Annotated in this window: 17 protein-coding genes; all 17 read right to left on the bottom strand. The window is 49.5% G+C overall.

Features of this window, described 5'->3' with window-relative positions; translation table 11 throughout:
- Window positions 1-82 precede the first annotated feature (82 nt).
- On the bottom strand, window positions 83-844 hold the full coding sequence (locus AC0YNT_RS10435; protein WP_475804494.1) for a WecB/TagA/CpsF family glycosyltransferase: 762 nt from the start codon (window positions 842-844) through the stop codon (window positions 83-85).
- Window positions 845-851: 7 nt separating this feature from the next.
- The gene (gene csaB, locus AC0YNT_RS10430; protein WP_475804493.1) at window positions 852-2009 is read right to left on the bottom strand and encodes a polysaccharide pyruvyl transferase CsaB; all 1158 of its coding nucleotides are present in this window, start codon (window positions 2007-2009) and stop codon (window positions 852-854) included.
- Complete coding sequence (locus AC0YNT_RS10425) at window positions 1973-4075, bottom strand: DUF5693 family protein (RefSeq protein ID WP_475804492.1); 2103 nt, start codon at window positions 4073-4075, stop codon at window positions 1973-1975. Before AC0YNT_RS10425 ends, csaB begins: the two co-directional genes overlap by 37 nt.
- A 41-nt stretch (window positions 4076-4116) precedes the next feature.
- Window positions 4117-5829, bottom strand: a complete 1713-nt coding sequence (locus tag AC0YNT_RS10420; protein ID WP_475804491.1) for a phospho-sugar mutase — start codon at window positions 5827-5829, stop codon at window positions 4117-4119.
- 60 nt (window positions 5830-5889) lie between these two features.
- Entirely contained in the window at window positions 5890-6321 is a 432-nt protein-coding gene (fabZ, locus tag AC0YNT_RS10415; protein WP_475804490.1) for a 3-hydroxyacyl-ACP dehydratase FabZ, read from the bottom strand.
- Between the two features lie 158 nt (window positions 6322-6479).
- Window positions 6480-7019: a CDP-alcohol phosphatidyltransferase family protein gene (locus AC0YNT_RS10410; protein ID WP_475804489.1), complete on the bottom strand. Its 540-nt coding sequence runs from the start codon at window positions 7017-7019 to the stop codon at window positions 6480-6482.
- 164 nt (window positions 7020-7183) lie between these two features.
- A complete protein-coding gene (locus tag AC0YNT_RS10405; RefSeq protein ID WP_167280966.1) occupies window positions 7184-7480 on the bottom strand; it encodes a DNA-directed RNA polymerase subunit beta in 297 nt (98 codons plus the stop codon).
- Window positions 7481-7493: 13 nt separating this feature from the next.
- Window positions 7494-8321 carry a flagellar hook-basal body protein gene (locus tag AC0YNT_RS10400; protein WP_475804488.1) on the bottom strand — a complete coding sequence of 276 codons (828 nt, stop codon included), beginning with the start codon at window positions 8319-8321 and terminating at the stop codon, window positions 7494-7496.
- Between the two features lie 18 nt (window positions 8322-8339).
- Window positions 8340-9206, bottom strand: a complete 867-nt coding sequence (locus AC0YNT_RS10395) for a flagellar hook-basal body protein (protein ID WP_475804487.1) — start codon at window positions 9204-9206, stop codon at window positions 8340-8342.
- Between the two features lie 214 nt (window positions 9207-9420).
- Entirely contained in the window at window positions 9421-10422 is a 1002-nt protein-coding gene (mreB, locus tag AC0YNT_RS10390) for a rod shape-determining protein MreB (protein ID WP_475804486.1), read from the bottom strand.
- A gap of 138 nt (window positions 10423-10560) precedes the next feature.
- Window positions 10561-10848 (bottom strand): sporulation transcriptional regulator SpoIIID, encoded by a 288-nt coding sequence (spoIIID, locus tag AC0YNT_RS10385; protein ID WP_042170162.1) that lies wholly within the window; start codon window positions 10846-10848, stop codon window positions 10561-10563.
- A 156-nt stretch (window positions 10849-11004) separates the two neighbouring features.
- The gene (locus AC0YNT_RS10380; protein ID WP_167280970.1) at window positions 11005-11754 is read right to left on the bottom strand and encodes a M23 family metallopeptidase; all 750 of its coding nucleotides are present in this window, start codon (window positions 11752-11754) and stop codon (window positions 11005-11007) included.
- An 88-nt stretch (window positions 11755-11842) separates the two neighbouring features.
- Entirely contained in the window at window positions 11843-12994 is a 1152-nt protein-coding gene (spoIID, locus tag AC0YNT_RS10375) for a stage II sporulation protein D (RefSeq protein WP_475804485.1), read from the bottom strand.
- A 138-nt stretch (window positions 12995-13132) separates the two neighbouring features.
- Complete coding sequence (locus AC0YNT_RS10370; RefSeq protein ID WP_475804484.1) at window positions 13133-14323, bottom strand: ABC transporter permease; 1191 nt, start codon at window positions 14321-14323, stop codon at window positions 13133-13135.
- Window positions 14265-15020, bottom strand: a complete 756-nt coding sequence (locus tag AC0YNT_RS10365; RefSeq protein ID WP_441895620.1) for an ABC transporter ATP-binding protein — start codon at window positions 15018-15020, stop codon at window positions 14265-14267. Before AC0YNT_RS10365 ends, AC0YNT_RS10370 begins: the two co-directional genes overlap by 59 nt.
- Entirely contained in the window at window positions 15017-16666 is a 1650-nt protein-coding gene (locus tag AC0YNT_RS10360; protein ID WP_475804483.1) for an efflux RND transporter periplasmic adaptor subunit, read from the bottom strand. The genes AC0YNT_RS10365 and AC0YNT_RS10360 overlap by 4 nt, the downstream gene beginning before the upstream one ends.
- A gap of 432 nt (window positions 16667-17098) precedes the next feature.
- Entirely contained in the window at window positions 17099-18469 is a 1371-nt protein-coding gene (murA, locus tag AC0YNT_RS10355) for a UDP-N-acetylglucosamine 1-carboxyvinyltransferase (protein ID WP_475804482.1), read from the bottom strand.
- Window positions 18470-18471 lie beyond the last annotated feature (2 nt).

Here is an 18471-nt window from a genome sequence, read left to right as displayed (position 1 = left end):
TCTACCGAAGTGAATTATACTCCGACAGTAGAAGAAACTCCAAATCCCGTTTTCACGTATTTTCAACGGTTTTGGGAGGTTATTACGTAGTAGAGCGTGGTTTCTTGACGTTTTCTTTATCACGAACCACTTTCACGACGAATTTCGGCAAAACCAACATTCTTGGCAGCCGTTTCGGCTCCTGTAATAACCGGTAAAACCACTCCAAACGCAGCTTCTGGAACAACACTGGCGCTCTCTTCAGCTTGCCTGCAACAATATCGAAGCTTCCTCCAACTCCCATAATAAAGGGTACGCCGAGCTGCTTCTTATATTTGGCAATCCAAGGCTCCTGCGTCTCCGCGCCTCTTGCCACGAACAGTAAATCAGGTGCTGCTTGCCGAATTTCTTCGATTACTTCAGCGTCTTGATCAGCGCCAAAATATCCATTGCGGTAGCCTACGATGCGAACCTGTGGATATTGCAGCTGTAATTTCTCTGCCGCCGCTTCAATCACTTCCTGCGACGTACCAAGCAAATAAGCTGTCCATTTCCGTTTTTCGCCCTCTTGCATAAGACGATTCAACAGGTCAAAGCCCGTTACGCGTTCTGTCACTGGCGTGCCAACGTAATTGGCCGCCCATACGACTCCCGCACCGTCCGGTACGATAAGCTCGGCTTTTCTCATCATCTTGTAATAATCTTGGCTCTCTACCGCCGACATTACCATAATTGGATTAGCCGTAATGACATGCGTCTGGCGCTTATGCTCAATTGCTTCTGTTAGGTAGTTGACCGTTTCGTCCATGCTCATCTTGGAGAATGGAATTCCGTAAATCGGCACCGTTGGAACTTGTTTCGACAAGTGAAAATCACCTCGATATGGTTTGACGCAATAACTGCGCAATTTGTTGCGCTGGCTGCTGCGATTGTTGTCTTAATCGTTCGATCGCTTCACGATGCTTCTCTTTCCAAGCCTCTGGATTATCAAGCAATACTTCCGCGCTGTCCGCGAATGAAGTCGGATCGAGCTGCTCGGTTGTACCAATTGCATCGAGCCCCAGCCGATGAAGAAATTGATCGATCTTCGGATCGTACGATAAGCCAAGCATTGGGACCATTTGGTTCGCCGCATAGATCAGCGCGTGCAGGCGCATGCCGAACAGTGCGTCACAGCGGCTTACCTCCAACAGCATTTGCTGGGGGTCATCGCCTGGAGCAGCCAGCTCGGCTGTGCTTCCGCCGGACAGCCTGCCAGCGAGCCGTTCCATCACCAGTTTCGATGTTTCCGCATCGTCTGGCGTATGGAACGGAAGGAACCGCAGCCGCACAGGGCGGCGGCTGGCAAGCTCGGCCAGCGCGTCTGCCGCGCGGCCAAGATCGGCCCCGTCCTTGCGCCAATGCCGCAAGGACACGCCTACCACGGGCACAGCCGCCGCATCGCCGGCGGCTTCCGCCCGCTCCACTGCTGCCGAGCCAGCCGGCAGCGGCAGCCCCATCACCGGATCGGGTACTACCTCGATCCGGCTGTGCGGTACACCAATCCGCTTAAGAAGCTCAGCGGATTCGGCGTCCCGCACCGACACATACGCGCTCTTCCGCATCACACCGCGGATGAGCGGATCCATCCAGCGCCGGGTTACCGGCCCGATCCCTTGCGAATAAATAAACGTCGGCTTGCCAAGCAGCTGGGCAAGCTTGATGACTCCCGTGTAATACGGGATCGTCTTCGCGCTTGTTGCATCCTGCAGCAGGCTCCCGCCGCCGCTGATCAGCCCATCGCTTGTACGGAGCGCGTTCCACAGATCCTTCGGGTGCATCCTCCGGACTGCTTCTACGCCGTACATCTTGCTTGTCCAAGCCGGGTCAGCCGACAATACAACCGGCTGAATAGTAACACCAGCAGCCTCGCCTTGCTCGGCTAATGCGAGCAAGATCGAACGAAGCACCGCTTCATCGCCGCTGTTGCGAAATCCGTAATAACCGGAGATCACTATTCGGCGAGTTTTTTTATCAGTCCCGGTGACCATTTACGCCATACCCCTTCCAATACCAGCCACACACCAATCAAGATGATGCCGATAATCGCGCCAAGGCCAAGACCAAGGAATACGCGGATAATCGAGATGTAGAGCGGTGTATGAATGTGGGCGAATGTATCGACCATCGACAGCTGCCCAATTGACCCAACTATAATGAGTACCCACGCTGCACGATATCGAAGCGCGAGAAATAATCCAAGTAATAACAGTGGATGCGAAAGCATAAATTCCTTGCTCCGCGGACGAACGCCAAACGTTTGCTCCAGCCAATTACGGAACGTCAGCTCCAGGGAAGAAGCGGATCCTTCATTGCCGGTACGCGACAGATAGTACATGCCTACAACCGCGATAACCACAAACGCTACAACCATAAACACCGTAATCGGCATACCAGCCACTTTACGCAGACGGCGAATCGGCGAGCTGCCAGTGTACAGCAAGACATAAATAGCGGTCAGGCCAATTGGCGCCAAATGCAGCATGCTGACACCGCGGAATTGCTGCAGCACCATGCTGTACGTAATATTGTTGAGCAGACCGAATACAAAAGGTACAGCCATCAGCGAGATAAGCGCTGTAACAATAAACCACGTGATTGCAAGTCCAAAACGGCGTCCGACAGTCATGCCTTCGAATACCCACTTGCCTTCATCTGGAGTTGCAGCTCGTCCATTCCAGTCGGATCCGCCAACCGTCCGGCGGTTGCCATCCGTTCGAGAGTAGACGCGGTTCATCACCCAAACAAGGGCGAGTGTTGGAGCACTAATTGCAGCCCCAAGCGCAAGCGCCTGCTCGGCAAGAGCACCATTAAGCTGGAACAGCCCCGCGCCGCCGATCAGTCCAAGAATAAACAGCAGGATCAGCGTACCTGGGATAAATACATTGATAAGCAAAGCAATCAAAGCAACCGCACCTGCAGCTACAACCATTTTCAGCGGCTTCGCATAAGAAGGATGCTTCACATCAAATGGCTGTGCCAAATTTGGCGCAAATCCGGCATCGGTCAGTCTTTGCACAGCGCCGTCTTTCCCCTTCATCGTCAGGTACAAGTTGTCCAGGCCGCTGACAACAGCCGATTTCTCCTGGCTTGTCTGTACGCTGGCATTCAGGAAGAACATTCGAATATTACGGTCCTTCGCTGCAAGCAGGAAGCGGTCAGTCAGCACCTCAGGCGATTTCGCAATCGCATCATCAGCAGACAAGGAATAGAGACGTACAATATTATAGTTTGTAATAAATGCTAATTTATTTATGCCAAGCTGAGGTTTTTTCAAGTTCTCAATGGTTGCCATGCCCATACCGTATTTGTTCAGGAGCTCCGCGAATGAATTTAAGCTTCTGAGCTCATATTGATCCTTGTACCCCTTCACTTGTCCACCATCGAACAATACGCGGGTAACGCCAACCTCTTTCAGGCGGGCAAGCTGCGCATCTACCGCAGCCTCATCATAAGGCAGTACACGGTCAGAGAAACGCGCTAAAATATGAAATCCTTTGTCATGCAAGGCTTGCAGCGTCATCGGATCAAAATCCATCGGCTGCAGCAGCACTTCCTGCAGAGGCATTTCAACAACCAGACCATTGCGGCCATCGAAAGTCCATGGGCGGTATACCGCCTCTGCATGATCCAATGCCTCACGGACAATTGGTCCGATCTGTTCTTCCTCTTGCGTACCGTTAAAGAGAATGTAGGTAAAGTTCTGACCTACAGGCTCCAGCTTGTTTTGAAGCAGAGCTACATCCTTCGAATTGTAATATTTCAGACGACCGGACGCCGAGAGCTCTTTGAGCGAGCTCTCATACAGCGACATCGTCGTAATGCCAACGTCTTTCATTTTGTCCAGTTGCTCGTCAATAAACTGCGCCGGACGGGCTTGATATTCCGAAATATCAACCAAGTCGCGATAGTCAAAAATATACTCGACCGACTTGGAGGATGCTTCCATGTCCATTCGATTCATGCCAAGCGGCAGTGCGGCAATTACGCCAATAATGGCAATAATCCACACTAAGAGCTTCGCTTTACGGTTCCATTGCTGCCAACGTTGAAGCACAATAATCCTCCGTTCAACTCTTTTGCGAGTTTACTCTCTAATTATGCCTTGCTGTCAACCCGCTCCATCACTGCTCCACGCAGTTTGTTCAGGGCATCAGCGGCATCTTCTGTTGATTGTCCGCGAACGGCAAAATACACTTTTATCTTAGGTTCTGTGCCTGATGGGCGAAGACAGAACCATGATCCGTCAGCGAGCATATATTTCAGTACATTTTCAGGACGAAGACCATCAAGGCCGCCAAGATAGTCAAGAACACGCTCTACCTTCACACCGTTGATTTGTACAGGCGGATTATCGCGCCAGTCATTCATAATGCCAGCAATCTGCTGTACGCCGTCAAGGCCTTTCAGCGTCCGGGACTCAAGCCCTTCCAAATAGAAGCCATGCTTCGCATACAGCTCAAGCAGTACATCGTACAACGTTTTTCCTTGACTGCTATAGTATGCCGCTGCTTCACAAATCAATAACGATGCGACTACCGCATCTTTGTCACGTGCGTAATCACCGGTCAAGTAACCGTAGCTCTCTTCATAGCCAAACAGGAAGGTATGCTCGCCTGTTTGCTCGTAAGACGTCATTTTCTCACCAATATATTTGAAGCCTGTCAATGTATTCTCAACGGCTACACCGTAAGAACGAGAGATATCGGCACCCATCTCGCTGGTAACGATCGTCTTGATCACGATTCCGTTAGCCGGCAGCTGTCCGCGCTCTTTCAATTGACTAAGCACATATTCGATCATCAGGGCACCCGATTGGTTGCCTGTCAGTACGACATATTCGCCATTGTTGTTTTTCACAACCGCACCCATGCGGTCTGCATCAGGGTCTGTACCCATAATAATGTCAGCATCAATCTCTTGCGCAAGCTTAATGGCCAGAGTGAAAGCTTCACGTTCTTCCGGGTTCGGCGATTTGACCGTGCTGAAATAGCCGTCAGGCGCCTCCTGCTCGGCAACAATATGAACATTGCTGAAGCCTGCTTTGCGCAGCACTTCACGAACCGGCAAATTACCGGAGCCATGCAGCGGTGTAAAGACAACTTTAAACTTTTCTCCAAGACCACCTTGCAGCAGTTCTTTATTCAAGCTTTGTGCAACTACCGTATCTGTGTACTGCTCGTCTGCTTCGGCTTCAAGCCATACAAGAAGGCCTTTCGCTTCTGCATCTTCACGGCTCATTCTCTTAATTTGATCAAAACCAGTCACTTCGCCAATCGAAGCAATAACCTGCTCAGCATCCTCAGGAATCAGCTGACAGCCATCCGAGCCATAAGCCTTATAACCGTTGTATTCAGGAGGGTTATGACTTGCTGTAATAACGATACCTGTAGCGCAGCCAAGCGAACGTACTGCATAGGACAGCTGTGGTGTTGGTCTAAGCGACGAGAACAGGTAAGTCTTTACACCATTAGCCGCAAGGACTAGTGCGGAATCAAGAGCAAACTCAGGGGAGTTATTACGCGAGTCATGAGCAATAACAGCCGATGGCTCACCTTCTGTACGAGTGAGCAGCCAGTTCGCGAGCCCTTGTGTTGCTTTACCAACTGTATAGGCGTTAAGACGGTTTGTACCTGCGCCCATAACACCGCGGAGACCGCCTGTCCCAAATTCAAGATCGCGATAGAAGCGGTCCGTAATTTCTTTCTCTTGTCCATCAATGCCGCGAAGTTCTTCCTTCGTAGCCTCATCAATCAGTTGATCATTAAGCCATGCTTGGTAACGTTCAATTGCCTTTTCATTTTGGTTCAAGTAGCTTCACTCCTTTTATTATGATTTCTCTATTCTTACATTAAGATAATTAAGGCTGTATTAAGATCTCTCGGACAACGCAAACATAAGCTCGCCTTCTGCAACCACTTGGCCATCCACTTTAGCTGTTGCTTTGCCTTTGCCGATTGGCCCTTTCAGACGTGTAATTTCCACTTCAAGCGTGAGCGTGTCGCCAGGCTTCACTTGACCGCGGAAACGGAATCCATCAATCCCTGCAAAAAATCCAAGCTTGCCGCGGTTAGCTCCAACCATCAGCATGGCAACGGAGCCAACTTGCGCGAGCGCTTCAACAATAAGCACACCCGGCATAACCGGATACCCTGGAAAATGTCCTACAAAATAGGGTTCGTTCATCGTTACGTTTTTGATGCCCACTGCGCGGACGCCTGGCTCAACCTCCGTAATGCGGTCAACGAGCAGAAATGGCGGGCGATGTGGGATAATTTCTTGAATTTGATTAATATCTAGCATGTTTATTTACTCCTTTCGATGGTAAGCAGGTATAAAAAAGCTTAATTTTACTGAAACTAATAATATCCTTCAGCAAACTGCAGGTTGTGAAGGTTGAGATAAGGGGGCTTGACTGCGGATTACGATAAATCCGCAGGCCAAGCCTCTTTGTGTGCCTACTATTCCGGTCCGATCGTCTTGTTCTGTCCTGGGTCTGACTTGTTCAGCGCCTGGAACAGAATGATGTACACAATTGCTGTCAGGAACGAAAAGGCAATTACAGCCCACAAATAATTCGCAGCAAACGGTGCCTCAAGAAACACAAACATGATACCTACGTAAAACAGCACAGTTGTCAGCTTGCCCATCCAATTCGCCGGCACGGTCTTTTTTCCTTTAAAGTGAAAAATCATGCCTCCGGCTATCATTCCCAAATCGCGCAAAAAGATCGCTGCCGCTGCGACCCATGAGATATGGCCCGCCAGAAGAAGCGATAATATAACGGTAATGAACATCAGCTTATCCGCAAGCGGATCAAGCATCTGCCCAACCGTCGTCACTTGCCCGGTGCGCCGGGCAATATACCCGTCGAGTATATCTGTGAGGCCTGCTGCCACGACTACCAGAAAAGCATAAATCATGTGTCCCTGTGCGAAAATCGCGACGTAGACAGGTATCATCGCAAAACGCAGCGAGGTTAAAAAATTCGGCAGATTCAAACGCGCACGCCCCTCTACCTTTATCCATTTCTTCTACACAAGGTTCCCAATCATTATACAACTACCATATGAAAATGAAAACAGCACCCGTTACATGGCAAAAGGGCTGCCCCAATAGTCACTATACCGTGATGACTTCGGAGGGCAGCCCTTCATTATTTATTCTACGTATCAGAAAATACAAGATCGTACATGTGCTGCCAGGTCGACCACTGGAACACTTCACTGCCCGGCTGCTTGCCTACGACAACATACCCGACATATAAACCGGTGATGAGCATGATGACCATAATGACCGGTACAATACTCTTGCGCAGGATCCACAATGTGATTCGCGCACCCTTGGAACGCTGCTGCTTCTCGGAATTGTCGCTGCTGCTGGTCTTAACTTTTTCCTCCGCAAGCGGTTTTTCCTGATTTTTCGGCGCGCTCCGCGATAGAACCGCCCGTTCATCCGACATACTCTCACCCTATCTATTTGCGCAGGCTGTTGGCTAACCCCATCATTGTATCACTGGACGTTAAAGCTCTAGCTGCCAGCTGGTAAGCACGCTGCACATTAATCAGCTCCGTCATCTCATCGCCTAGGTTTACATTTGACTGCTCCAAGGCGCCTTGACGAAGCGCAATACCATTGTCGCCGCTTGGCGTAACGTTCTGCAGAACATCTGCTACATTAATACCGTCGGCAATCTCATATAAGTTATCCGCTACAAGCGTTAGCGCTGAAGGACGGGTTGCTTGAACCAGCTTAATCGAGCCAAGTTCAATCGTGCTGCCGTCTTTCGCTACGCCTTGAGCGGTACCGTCAGGATTAACCCGAAGCTGGTAACCATTCGGCAATACAAGCGGACCTTCACCCGCTGCGGTGCTCGCCATAACAGGATAGCCTTCGGCTGTTGCCAAAATCGTATCACCGTTTGCATCCACCGTCAACTGCAGCGAACCGCTGCGCGTATAGGCACGGGCGCCGTTACCGTTAACCATGACTTCGAACAGGGCATCTCCTTCAATTGCAAGATCCGTATCCTTATCCGTTGTCTTAATCGTACCTTGCTGCAAATTCGGCTGAATCATCGACAGTCTTGATCCCCAGCCCTGATTAAAGTTAAGTGAGGTCAGTCTTCCCGGCTGATTAAACTCTTCCGGCTGCCTTCTCGTGTTATTAAGCAAATCCTCGAAGGTTGCTTCTTTACGTTTATAGCCTACCGTATTCACATTCGCAATATTATCAGCCAGCATGTCCAATTTTTGCTGAAGAGCGTTCATTGATACACTGGCATTAATCATCGAGCTGTTCATAGTGTGCGCCTCCTGCTTTTATACACGGCCTACTTGGTTAACGGCTTTGTCCAAGCTTTCATCGTAGAACTGAATAACCTTCTGATTCGCTTCATAAGCGCGAAGTGCGGCCATCAAATCTACCGATGATTGTGCGGCGTCAACATTCGAACGCTCGACATAACCTTGACGCACCTCTACACGATCACCTGCTGCAACTTGCTGGGCATCAGCTTCGCCGCCAATCAGGCGGAATTTGCCGTCCCCTTCGCGGGCAAGTTCATTTGGATTATCGATTCGAGTAAGCATCAGCTGCTTGCCTGTATCTGCTCCCGTGTTCGCATCCACAAAACGTTGATCAGCTGTCAGCATCAAGCCATCTAGGCTCACGCCTGCTGGGAATTGAATCGGATTGCCATCTGTGCCAAGCACATTTGACCCATCTCCCGACACCAGGAACCCGTCTGAGGTCAATGTGAATGAACCACCACGTGTATAACGGACTTCACCGTCTGCATCCTGTAAAGTGAAGAACGCCTGCGGCTGGAAGGTTACCTCGCCATCTGGCGATACGGATTTGCCGGAGGCATCAAAGGCCATCCCCGGCACTTCAATATTCGATACAAGAGCAAAGTCCGATGATTTGCCTGTCTGCATCAAGTCGCCTTGCAGATGGATCGCAAGGCTTTCTTCGGCGAATACGCCGGTACTGATCTTCCCGATCTCTTTCTGCTGCTTCTCATCTACGCCTGTCAGGGACAACAGCATTTCCGGAAATGAACGGGTGACCGCATAAGTCTGTTTATACCCCGGTGTATTAATATTGGTAATATTATTCGTTATCGTATCATGTCTGCGCTGCTGTGCTGTTATGCCTGCTGCAGCCGTATAAAGACCTCTTAACATGTGGCGCCTCCTCGGCTGGTACGCTTACGAAGCCGTTTCATTAATTTCTTCTTATTATAATATCGGCAACGTCAGCAACCACCGTTATAGATACCTCCTGCGACCTTCGACCCAATTTATGCCTCGGCGCGCTCCCCACAGCGCCCTACCCGCATGAAAACCCCTATCGAAGCCTTTCGAAGATGAAGGGCCTCGGTTAGAGGTAGGTTTATCGCTAACCTCGGCTGTTTTTGCCGAGCTTGTCCAAGTTATCAAGCAAAATGCCTGTTCCCTTAACTACGCAGTGCATCGGATCCTCTGCAATAAGAACAGGTACTTTCAGCTCGTCCGCAAGAAGAGCATCCAATCCATCAAGCAATGCGCCTCCGCCAGTCAGAATAACGCCCCGGTCGATAATATCAGATGATAATTCAGGCGGTGTGCGCTCAAGCACCATCTTAGCAGCTGCAACAATGGACATCACCTGATCCCAAAGCGCTTCTCGCACTTCTTCGGAACGGATTGTAAGCGTAAGCGGCAGGCCCGACACCATATCACGGCCGCGAATATCAATCTCTTCATGCCGTCCTTCTGCATACACGGTACCGATCTTGATCTTAATCTCTTCGCTTGTCCGCTCGCCAATCAAGAGGCGGTACTTATCTTTGATATATTTCATAATAGCCGCGTCGAACTTGTCCCCCGCGACTTTAATCGAAGAAGATGTCACGACATCGCCCATAGACAGCACGGCAACGTCTGTCGTACCCCCGCCGATATCCACAACCATGTTACCGCTAGGCTGGAATATATCCATTCCAGCCCCAATAGCGGCAGCCTTCGGCTCATCTTCCAGAAACACTTCCTTCGCACCGCTCCGTTCAGCCGCCTCACGAATCGCCTTCTGCTCTACCGATGTAATATTAGTAGGAGCACAGATCAGAATGCGTGGACGACTGAACCATTTGCGGCCTTCAACACGATCAATAAAAGCTTTAAGCATAATTTCCGTAATCTCGAAATCAGCAATAACACCATCGCGAAGCGGACGGATAGCAATGATATTGCCAGGCGTACGCCCGACCATACGATGCGCTTCTTCGCCTACCGCGAGCACTCGTTTCGAATCGCTTTCAATTGCTACTACTGAAGGCTCGTCAAGAACAACGCCCTTGCCTTTTACATGAATGGATACATTGGCTGTACCCAGATCGATACCGATATCCTTGCTTAACATACGGCTTTAGTCCTCCAACGAATAATATAATCATCCCGTCCACAAATAGTTCCCATGACATAGGACATACTGATGTACATTATTCGCCAAAAACCACAAAATTCCTCTTGATTATGTGCAGAAATCCTCGAAAAATGTTTATGATTTGCCTGCTGCGAGTACTTCGCGCTTCTTCGTACTCGTCTTCTTATATTTGATCTTGGTTGCTTCTCCTCCCCTCAGGTGTCTGATCGATTTGTGGTACTCGAGAATGTGCTTCACCTGGTCCGCCAGGTCGGGGTTAATTTCCGGCAATCGTTCGGTCAAATCCTTGTGAACCGTACTCTTGGAAACGCCGAACTCTTTAGCGATCGTACGCACCGTATGCTTTGTTTCCACGATGCAGCGACCTATTTTAATGGTTCGTTCTTTGATGTAATCATGCACGTTCCCGCCTCCCTACTCGAGATAGTTTGGTACAGTATATGAGGGGGCTGGGTATATATTCTTTATGGTCAAGCCTCACTTACGTGTTTGGCCTAAAAATTTCATAAAAAACTGAAACAGGCAGGGGTTTTATCCCCTGCCTGTGCGACTTTCGTCCTATTTTTCTTCAGTAAGCGATTGACCTACGATTGAAGCCGGGTTAACCGACGTTCCATCTTCTTTTACACTAAAGTGGAGGTGGACGCCAAGATCACGCTCGAGGTCGTTACGACCCGCTACTGCGATTTTGGTTCCTTGCTTCACTTCGTCGCCTACAGCTACTTGGATTTCGCTAAGGCTTTGGTATACGGTCACAAGACCGTTGCCATGGCTGATCTCAACAACATTACCGTTAGTTGGATGCTTCTCAACACGTGTTACTTGACCGGAAAGGGCAGCCATTACATCAAATGGCTGATCGCTTGGATCTGCAAAGTCTACACCAAGATGTGGTGCAAGTGTGTTCTCGCCGATTTGAATGACCGCTTGAGCTTTTTGCTCGCTTGTTGCATTCGCATCATAGAAAGGAAGCACTTCATCAAGAAGATCTTTGTTTGCTACAGGCCATTCCAGCTTCTCGCCTTTTCTTACTTCTTCAAGTGCTTGGTCATCCGGTTTAACAGCTTCATTGCCTACAGCGGAATCTGTTTGCTCGGTTGTCGTAGCTGTCGTTTCTTTGGTGTCGTCCGAACCCTGATAGATCCACATTAAGGCTACGATGATTGCTGCCGCTGTCATAAACAGTGCTGGGGTTACCCATTTCCGCGACAACAGTCTTTTAAAGCCGTTGCTAGACTTGGCGGCAGATACTTCTCCTAGTACGTTTTTAGGAGAATCCTGCTTAGGTTTGTTTTGATTTTCATTCATTTGACATCACCTCACTAGCCATTGTTGCCAGAACCTCTAGCTTTATACGTGAGGGATTACTATTTTTTGAGAAAAACTCTATCGCTACCTATTTCAATGCAATCTTTGAAGCTTGTTCCACTTTCGTTCCTGAATAATAGTAGGTTACAATCTGCTCTGCGCTCTTGCCTTCCTCGGCCATCCCGTTCGCTCCCCACTGGCTCATGCCAACCCCATGCCCATAACCAAAGGTTGTAATAGAGATGGAATCACCATCCAGCTTCCATGAGAATTGAGAGGAGGCCAGCCCCAACTTCTCTCTTACTTCGCGTCCGGTATACGTCTTGCCGTCTATCAGAATGTCGGCGATTCGATTGCCATCAGTCTTGTCTAGTATTCGAATGACCGGCTTCTTTTTACTGCTCAGACCCAGCTTTGCATAAAACTCAGAGAGTTTCAGCTTCACCGTCTCCTGATAGCGAGGGGAGATCAACTTGTCCCATGGACTTGCTACGCTGCGCAGATAAGGAAGCTCCTCCTGAAAATATTGCTCTGAGTTCTCGGTATAACCGTTGCTGGTTGAGAAAAATACCGCCTGAATCGGCTCACCGCTATAAGTGATGATCTCACCACTTGTCTCGCTTACTGCTTTATTAAGCTTAGCCAGCTTCTCCTGACGCTCATCCTTTGGCCAGAGCTCTTTAAGTTTATCTATTGGAATGTAGATTTGATGGTCTATCGTATCGGTAACATCGGCCTGAGCCGCTGCTGCCGTTGCCGGCATGCCGCTATGGTCCTCCAGCTCGAGTCTCCTTATTATATAAGTCCGTGCAGCAATCGCTTGCGCTTTTAACGCCTCAAGCTCGAAATCAGCCGGCATCTCTCCTGCGACTACGCCCCTGACATAAGTTTCTATTTTCACCCGCTCCGTACGTTGTTCCTTCGTTAAATAAACATTGATATACGGACTATTAGACTCTTTACTGCCCGTTGCTGCCGGTTTCTCAGCTGGAGACGGCAAAGGCGCCTGCCCGAACCCGTCGGCAGACGCCCCTTTAGAAGACGTAACGCCGCTGCTCTCCTCTTGGAATGGATGGGGTTCGTTCCCCTGGGTTCCGACATTCCGATACGTCGAAGTGACCAGCATCACGGAAACACTCATTACGATTCCAATTCCGAAGGCTGTCCAGCAAGTGATGGCTAACCATCCACCTCTTAGCCTTCCGGCTGTTCGATTCGGTCTGCCTGTTAAGTACCTCATAGTTCTCCTTTCCATCTATAAGCTGCTAGAAGAGAGTGAACTCTCTTAAAGTTCGCCTTGATGGAATTATTCTATGAGGCCGTTTAATAGGATAGAACCGTAGTCTCCCAGTTAAAGCACGGCTTGTATTCTATTGTTTTAGTCATGACGCAGAGCATCAACTGGCCGCAGGCTTGCCGCTTTATTTGCAGGCAGATAGCCAAATACGACACCTACGAATGCAGAGAAACCAAAGGATAACAGCATCGTATTCATAGGCACCTCTGTCGGCGTTTTCATTACCTCGCCTATGATATAGGAGGCTATGTTGCCGATTATGATGCCAAGCATACCGCCGAGACCACTGATTACAACTGCTTCTACGAGGAACTGGAACAGAATATCTCTCTTCTTCGCTCCTAGTGATTTACGTATACCAATCTCACGGGTACGCTCCGTTACTGAGACTAGCATAATGTTCATAATCCCTATGCCGCCGACAACAAGTGAGATAGCCGCTACATAGATTAATTGCCTGTTCATCGTTTCATTCACGGAATTGAGCGTCTTCATCGCTTCTTCCTGATTCAATACCCGATAGGCATTCTCGTTGCCGCGGAACTTCTCATAGAGATTCGCTTCTACTTCGGTAACGACCGAACTCATTTGCTTCGTATCCGTCACCTTCATGTTAATAGTCGTGACTCCGCTCACTTGGAACACTTTTTGCGCTGTTGAGATTGGGATCAGAATCTTCTCATCATTTGACCCTGTCAACGAGTCGCCTTTGGATTCCAGCAAACCTACTATCGTGAAAATATAACCGTTTATCGTAATTTTGCGGCCTACAGCATCCGAAGGATCCACATTCTCATCCTCAAACAAATCCTGTGCGGTCTGCGTTCCGATGAGCGCCACCTTGGTCTTGTTATTAATGTCCGGCGCTGCTATATATCGGCCATCCTGTACGCTGAAGTCCTTAACTTCTTCATACTCCGGGGTAATCCCCTCAACGGTGACAGAAACTTGTGTACGGCCATATTTGGCATAGCCGCTTGTACTCGTAATCGGAGCAACTCCGCTCACATTATTGAGCTCGCCAAGCTTCAACGCCTCATCAACTGACAAAGAGGTAACCGTCCCCCGCCCTGTTATCGTAACGGACAATGAGTCCGGGCTGCCAAGCGTTGATACTTGGCTGGCTACTTCATTCGATGACGCTTTGCCCATTGAGACCAGCGCAATAACGGTCGCAACTCCGATCAGAATACCGAGCATCGAAAGGATGGTTCTAAGCTTGTTCGATAAGACGCTCTTGACCGCCATTATGAGGCCCTGCGTAATCTTCATGGCTGTCCCTCCTTTGCTGCTCCGTTAACACCCCATCTCGAATAATAACCGTACGTCTCGCACGCTGGGCAACTTCCATATCATGCGTAATCAGGACAATCGTCTGCCCCGCACGATTCAGCTCCTCCATCATATTGAGCACTTCCATGCCGGTCTTGGAATCAAGCGCACCTGTTGGTTCATCCGCAAGCAGCAGCGGCGGGTTGGTCGCTAGTGCCCGCGCTATCGCTACACGCTGCTGTTGACCGCCAGACAGCTCATTCTGGCGATGGCCAACTCTCTCACCTAGTCCAACACGTTCTAACGCATCCATCGCACGTGCACGCCGCTCTTTCGCCGACAGGCCGCGATAGATGAGCGGAAGTTCACAATTCTCAAGTGCAGTCAGCCTCGGAAGCAGATGATACCCTTGGAAAATAAATCCGATTTTCTTATTGCGCATCTCGGTTAATCTATTATCGCTTTGCCCACGAATCTCCTTACCGTCCAGCAGATAGCTGCCTTCGTTCGGCACATCGAGACAGCCGATGATATTCATAAGCGTTGATTTGCCTGAACCGGACGGACCAACGATGGCCAGAAAATCACCATGGTTGACCGTCAGTGAAACATTATGCAAGACGGTCATTTTCTCCCCGGCCATCTTATAAAACTTAACGATATCCTTCATTTCAATCAGCGCGGATTGCCCGGTCATCGTGTACCACCGCCGCCGGTTGCACGTGTAGTCGCTCCTGTTCTTACGTTACCGCCGCCGGCGCCTCCGAAGCCACCGCCACCAGCTGGGAATTGACCTCCGAAGCCGCCTCCGAAACCGCCGAATTGCTGCGTTTGCTGCTGTTGAGTTGCAGAACTGCCCATTCCTTGCGCACCTGTTGCCACTGGAAGAAGGACCGAATCTCCTTCTGCAAGACCCGATTTGATCTCTACATAGGTTTCGTTGCTGATACCGACCGTAACTTCCTTAAGCTGGCCGCCAAGCGTGATGCTCTCTCTCATTTGAGCACCTGCTCCACCTCTGCCGCCTTGAGCGCCTGATGCTCCATTATTGCCTTGAGCTGCACCGTTTTGGCCAGTTCCACCTGGCGTTGTTCCACTACCCGGCGCAGCTCCGGTACCTGGTGTAGTTCCGGTTCCAGAGACTTTCCCATCTGGAGTTGTGCCGCCTTGATTAGTACTGTCTGCAGCTGCTACATTGCGTCCGCCGCCTTGACCGCCTGCAGCAGTGGTTGTTCCTCCACCAGCACTGCCTTGGAAACGACCTCCGCCTCCGCCTTGCCAGCCGCCAGCTGCGGCCGTTTCATTGCCTGTTTTCCCTTGAGTTCCTTGAGTTCCTTGAGTTCCTTGTGTTCCTTGACCTTGATTGCGCTGACCCTTTATCCCGCTTGCTGAGCCAGTCGTGCTGCCTGTTCCCGGCACGCGAACATACGACTTACCGCCAAACTCAACTACCGCATTAACGGGTACAAGCACTGCACCTGTACTGGATTCCGTTGTAATATCCGCTTGACCAGACATTCCGACCATTACCCCGTCAATATCAGTAAGCAGCAGGCTTACGCTGTATGACGCCGAGCCATTGGAAGAAGTGCCTTCCTTCGCAATATCGGATACCGTTGCTTCAATGGTTCGATCCGTAATCGCGCTAAGCGTAATTTGTGCGGTTTGCTTCAGCTTCACATTTGGAATATCGAGCTCGTCGATACTCGTAACAAACTCAAGATGCGCGTAGTCTACAATCTCCGCAATCGTTGTATTCGATTGAACCTCGTCACCTACAGCCACATCACTTGTCGTCACTTCGCCATCAATAGTAGCAACCACTTGCTTCACTTCTTTAGCTTGGTCTTCATAGATGTCTTGAAGCTGATCATTGTAGTCATCGATACTCGATTGCAGATCATCAATCTCATCTTTAATCTTATCGGTCGAGTCTACTTCATTTTCCGTACCAATCGCTTCTTTGTATTCCTCTTGCTTGTCCGTGATTTGCTCTTTTACTTTTTCGATATTTTTGTTGATCGACTCGATCTGATCATCATAATTATCGTTATCCTCGAAGGTAGCCAGTACCTGCCCCTTCTTCACCTTATCGCCTTCCTTGAAGGACAAGGTTGCAATTGTACCGCTTTTGCCTGCCGTTACCGTTTCTCTGGAATTGGCTTCAACAGAACCGGTACCGCTTATCGATGTCTTAATATCGCCTTTGATCGCTCTGGCCGTAACGGCAACAGGCGACTCCGCCGTCGCTTTTTCATCGCGCATGAAGTAGTAATAATACGCGCCCGCACCGGCGGCAGCAAGAATAATGATTATTCCAAGCCATAATGTCCACTTCTTCATAAGACTGTACTCCACCCTCCATCGGTCATATCTACCGAGGAATATATCACGCAAAAATGAACACAGCATGAACAAGCCTAAAGGCTTAGGAGATGTGAACGAGGCTGCCATACGTTGTATTTTCTACAGTGTAAAAAGAGTAGATGGTCCCAGAATTAGGCTATGTTGTATTCAATGCAGTTTATTTCGAGCTGTTGGGCAGATATAGGATGGAATTGGGGAATTGTATTGTACAAAATACAATGTAGAACAAGTCACCGATCTGAGAGGCACATTATGTTGTACAGAATACAGGCTGGGGATGGGAGGAGAGTCTATCACCCGCGTAGATACTATGGTTAGTGAAGGACTAAGGTTAGTGAAAGTGAACACATGCACAAAAAAGCTGTTTCCTCTATTGAAGGAAACAGCTTTTTAACGGCTAATTCTAAGTTAAGCCCAAGTAGGTTGAACTTTCAATACAGGAGCCTCACGTTTGAAGCTTCCAACTGGTTCAAGCTCTGCAGCAGGCGCTGCAGCAGCCACTACAGCTGCAACCGGAGCTTCAGGCTCAACACGTCTAATATCCGCACCAAGAGAAGAAAGCTTGCCCGTGATATCTACATAACCACGGTCAACGTGGTAAATACCAGATACTTCTGTCTCGCCATCCGCACGAAGAGCTGCACAGATCAGAGCAGCACCGGCACGAAGATCAGTGGCACATACTTTTGCACCAACTAGCGGTACGCTGCCTGTTACGAATGCTGAACGACCTTCGACTTTAATCTGAGCGTTCATCTTCTGGAATTCTTCAACATGCATGAAACGGTTCTCAAATACCGTCTCAGTCACAACCGAGGTTCCTTCCGATACAAGCAAGAGTGCCATCATCTGGGATTGCATATCAGTTGGGAAGCCTGGATGCGGCAATGTCTTCACATCCACCGATTTGAGCCCTTTAGGGGCACGAACACGAATGCCGTTATCTGACTCCGTTACTTCCACGCCCATCTCTTGCAGCTTCGAAATAACAGGCGTCAAATGATCCCCAATCGCATTTTCCACGAATACGTCTCCGCCCGTGATCGCCGCAGCAATCATAAACGTGCCTGCTTCCACACGGTCAGGAATAACGTTATGCGTTACGCCATGCATACGGTCTACGCCTTCGATACGAATCTCGCCCGTACCTGCACCGCGCACCTTAGCACCCATAGCGTTCAAGTAGTTGGCCAAATCAACAATCTCCGGCTCTTTCGCAGCGTTCTCGATCGTTGTTGTACCTTCCGCCAAAGCGGCGGCCATCATAATATTTTCCGTTGCCCCGACGCTTGCAACATCCAGATATATCTTCGCACCTTTAAGACGCGTCTTTGTACTTGCCTCAATGAAGCCATGTCCAAGCGTAATTTCCGCTCCCATCGCCTCAAAGCCCTTCAAATGCTGATCAATTGGTCTTGTACCAATTGCACACCCGCCTGGCAGTGAAATACGGACCTTGCCAAGTCTTGCAAGAAGTGGTCCCATCACCAGGAAAGATGCACGCATTTTACGGACAAATTCATAAGGAGCCTCAAAGGAGGAAATCATCCCCGCAGAAATCTGCATCGTTTCATTGTTGTAAGTCAATTTTGCGCCTAACGAAGCCAATACTTTCTGAATGGTCATTACATCGTCGAGGAGGGGAACGTCACAGATGACGCTGTCTCCTTCCGCCGCTAATAACGAGGCTGCCAAAATGGGAAGTACTGCATTTTTTGCACCGCTGACACGGACCGTTCCCGATAGACGCTGGCCTCCGCGGACGATAATTTTGGTCATCT

Source organism: Paenibacillus sp. J22R56 (assembly GCF_056269375.1).
This window is presented reverse-complemented; position numbering and strand designations above follow the sequence as displayed.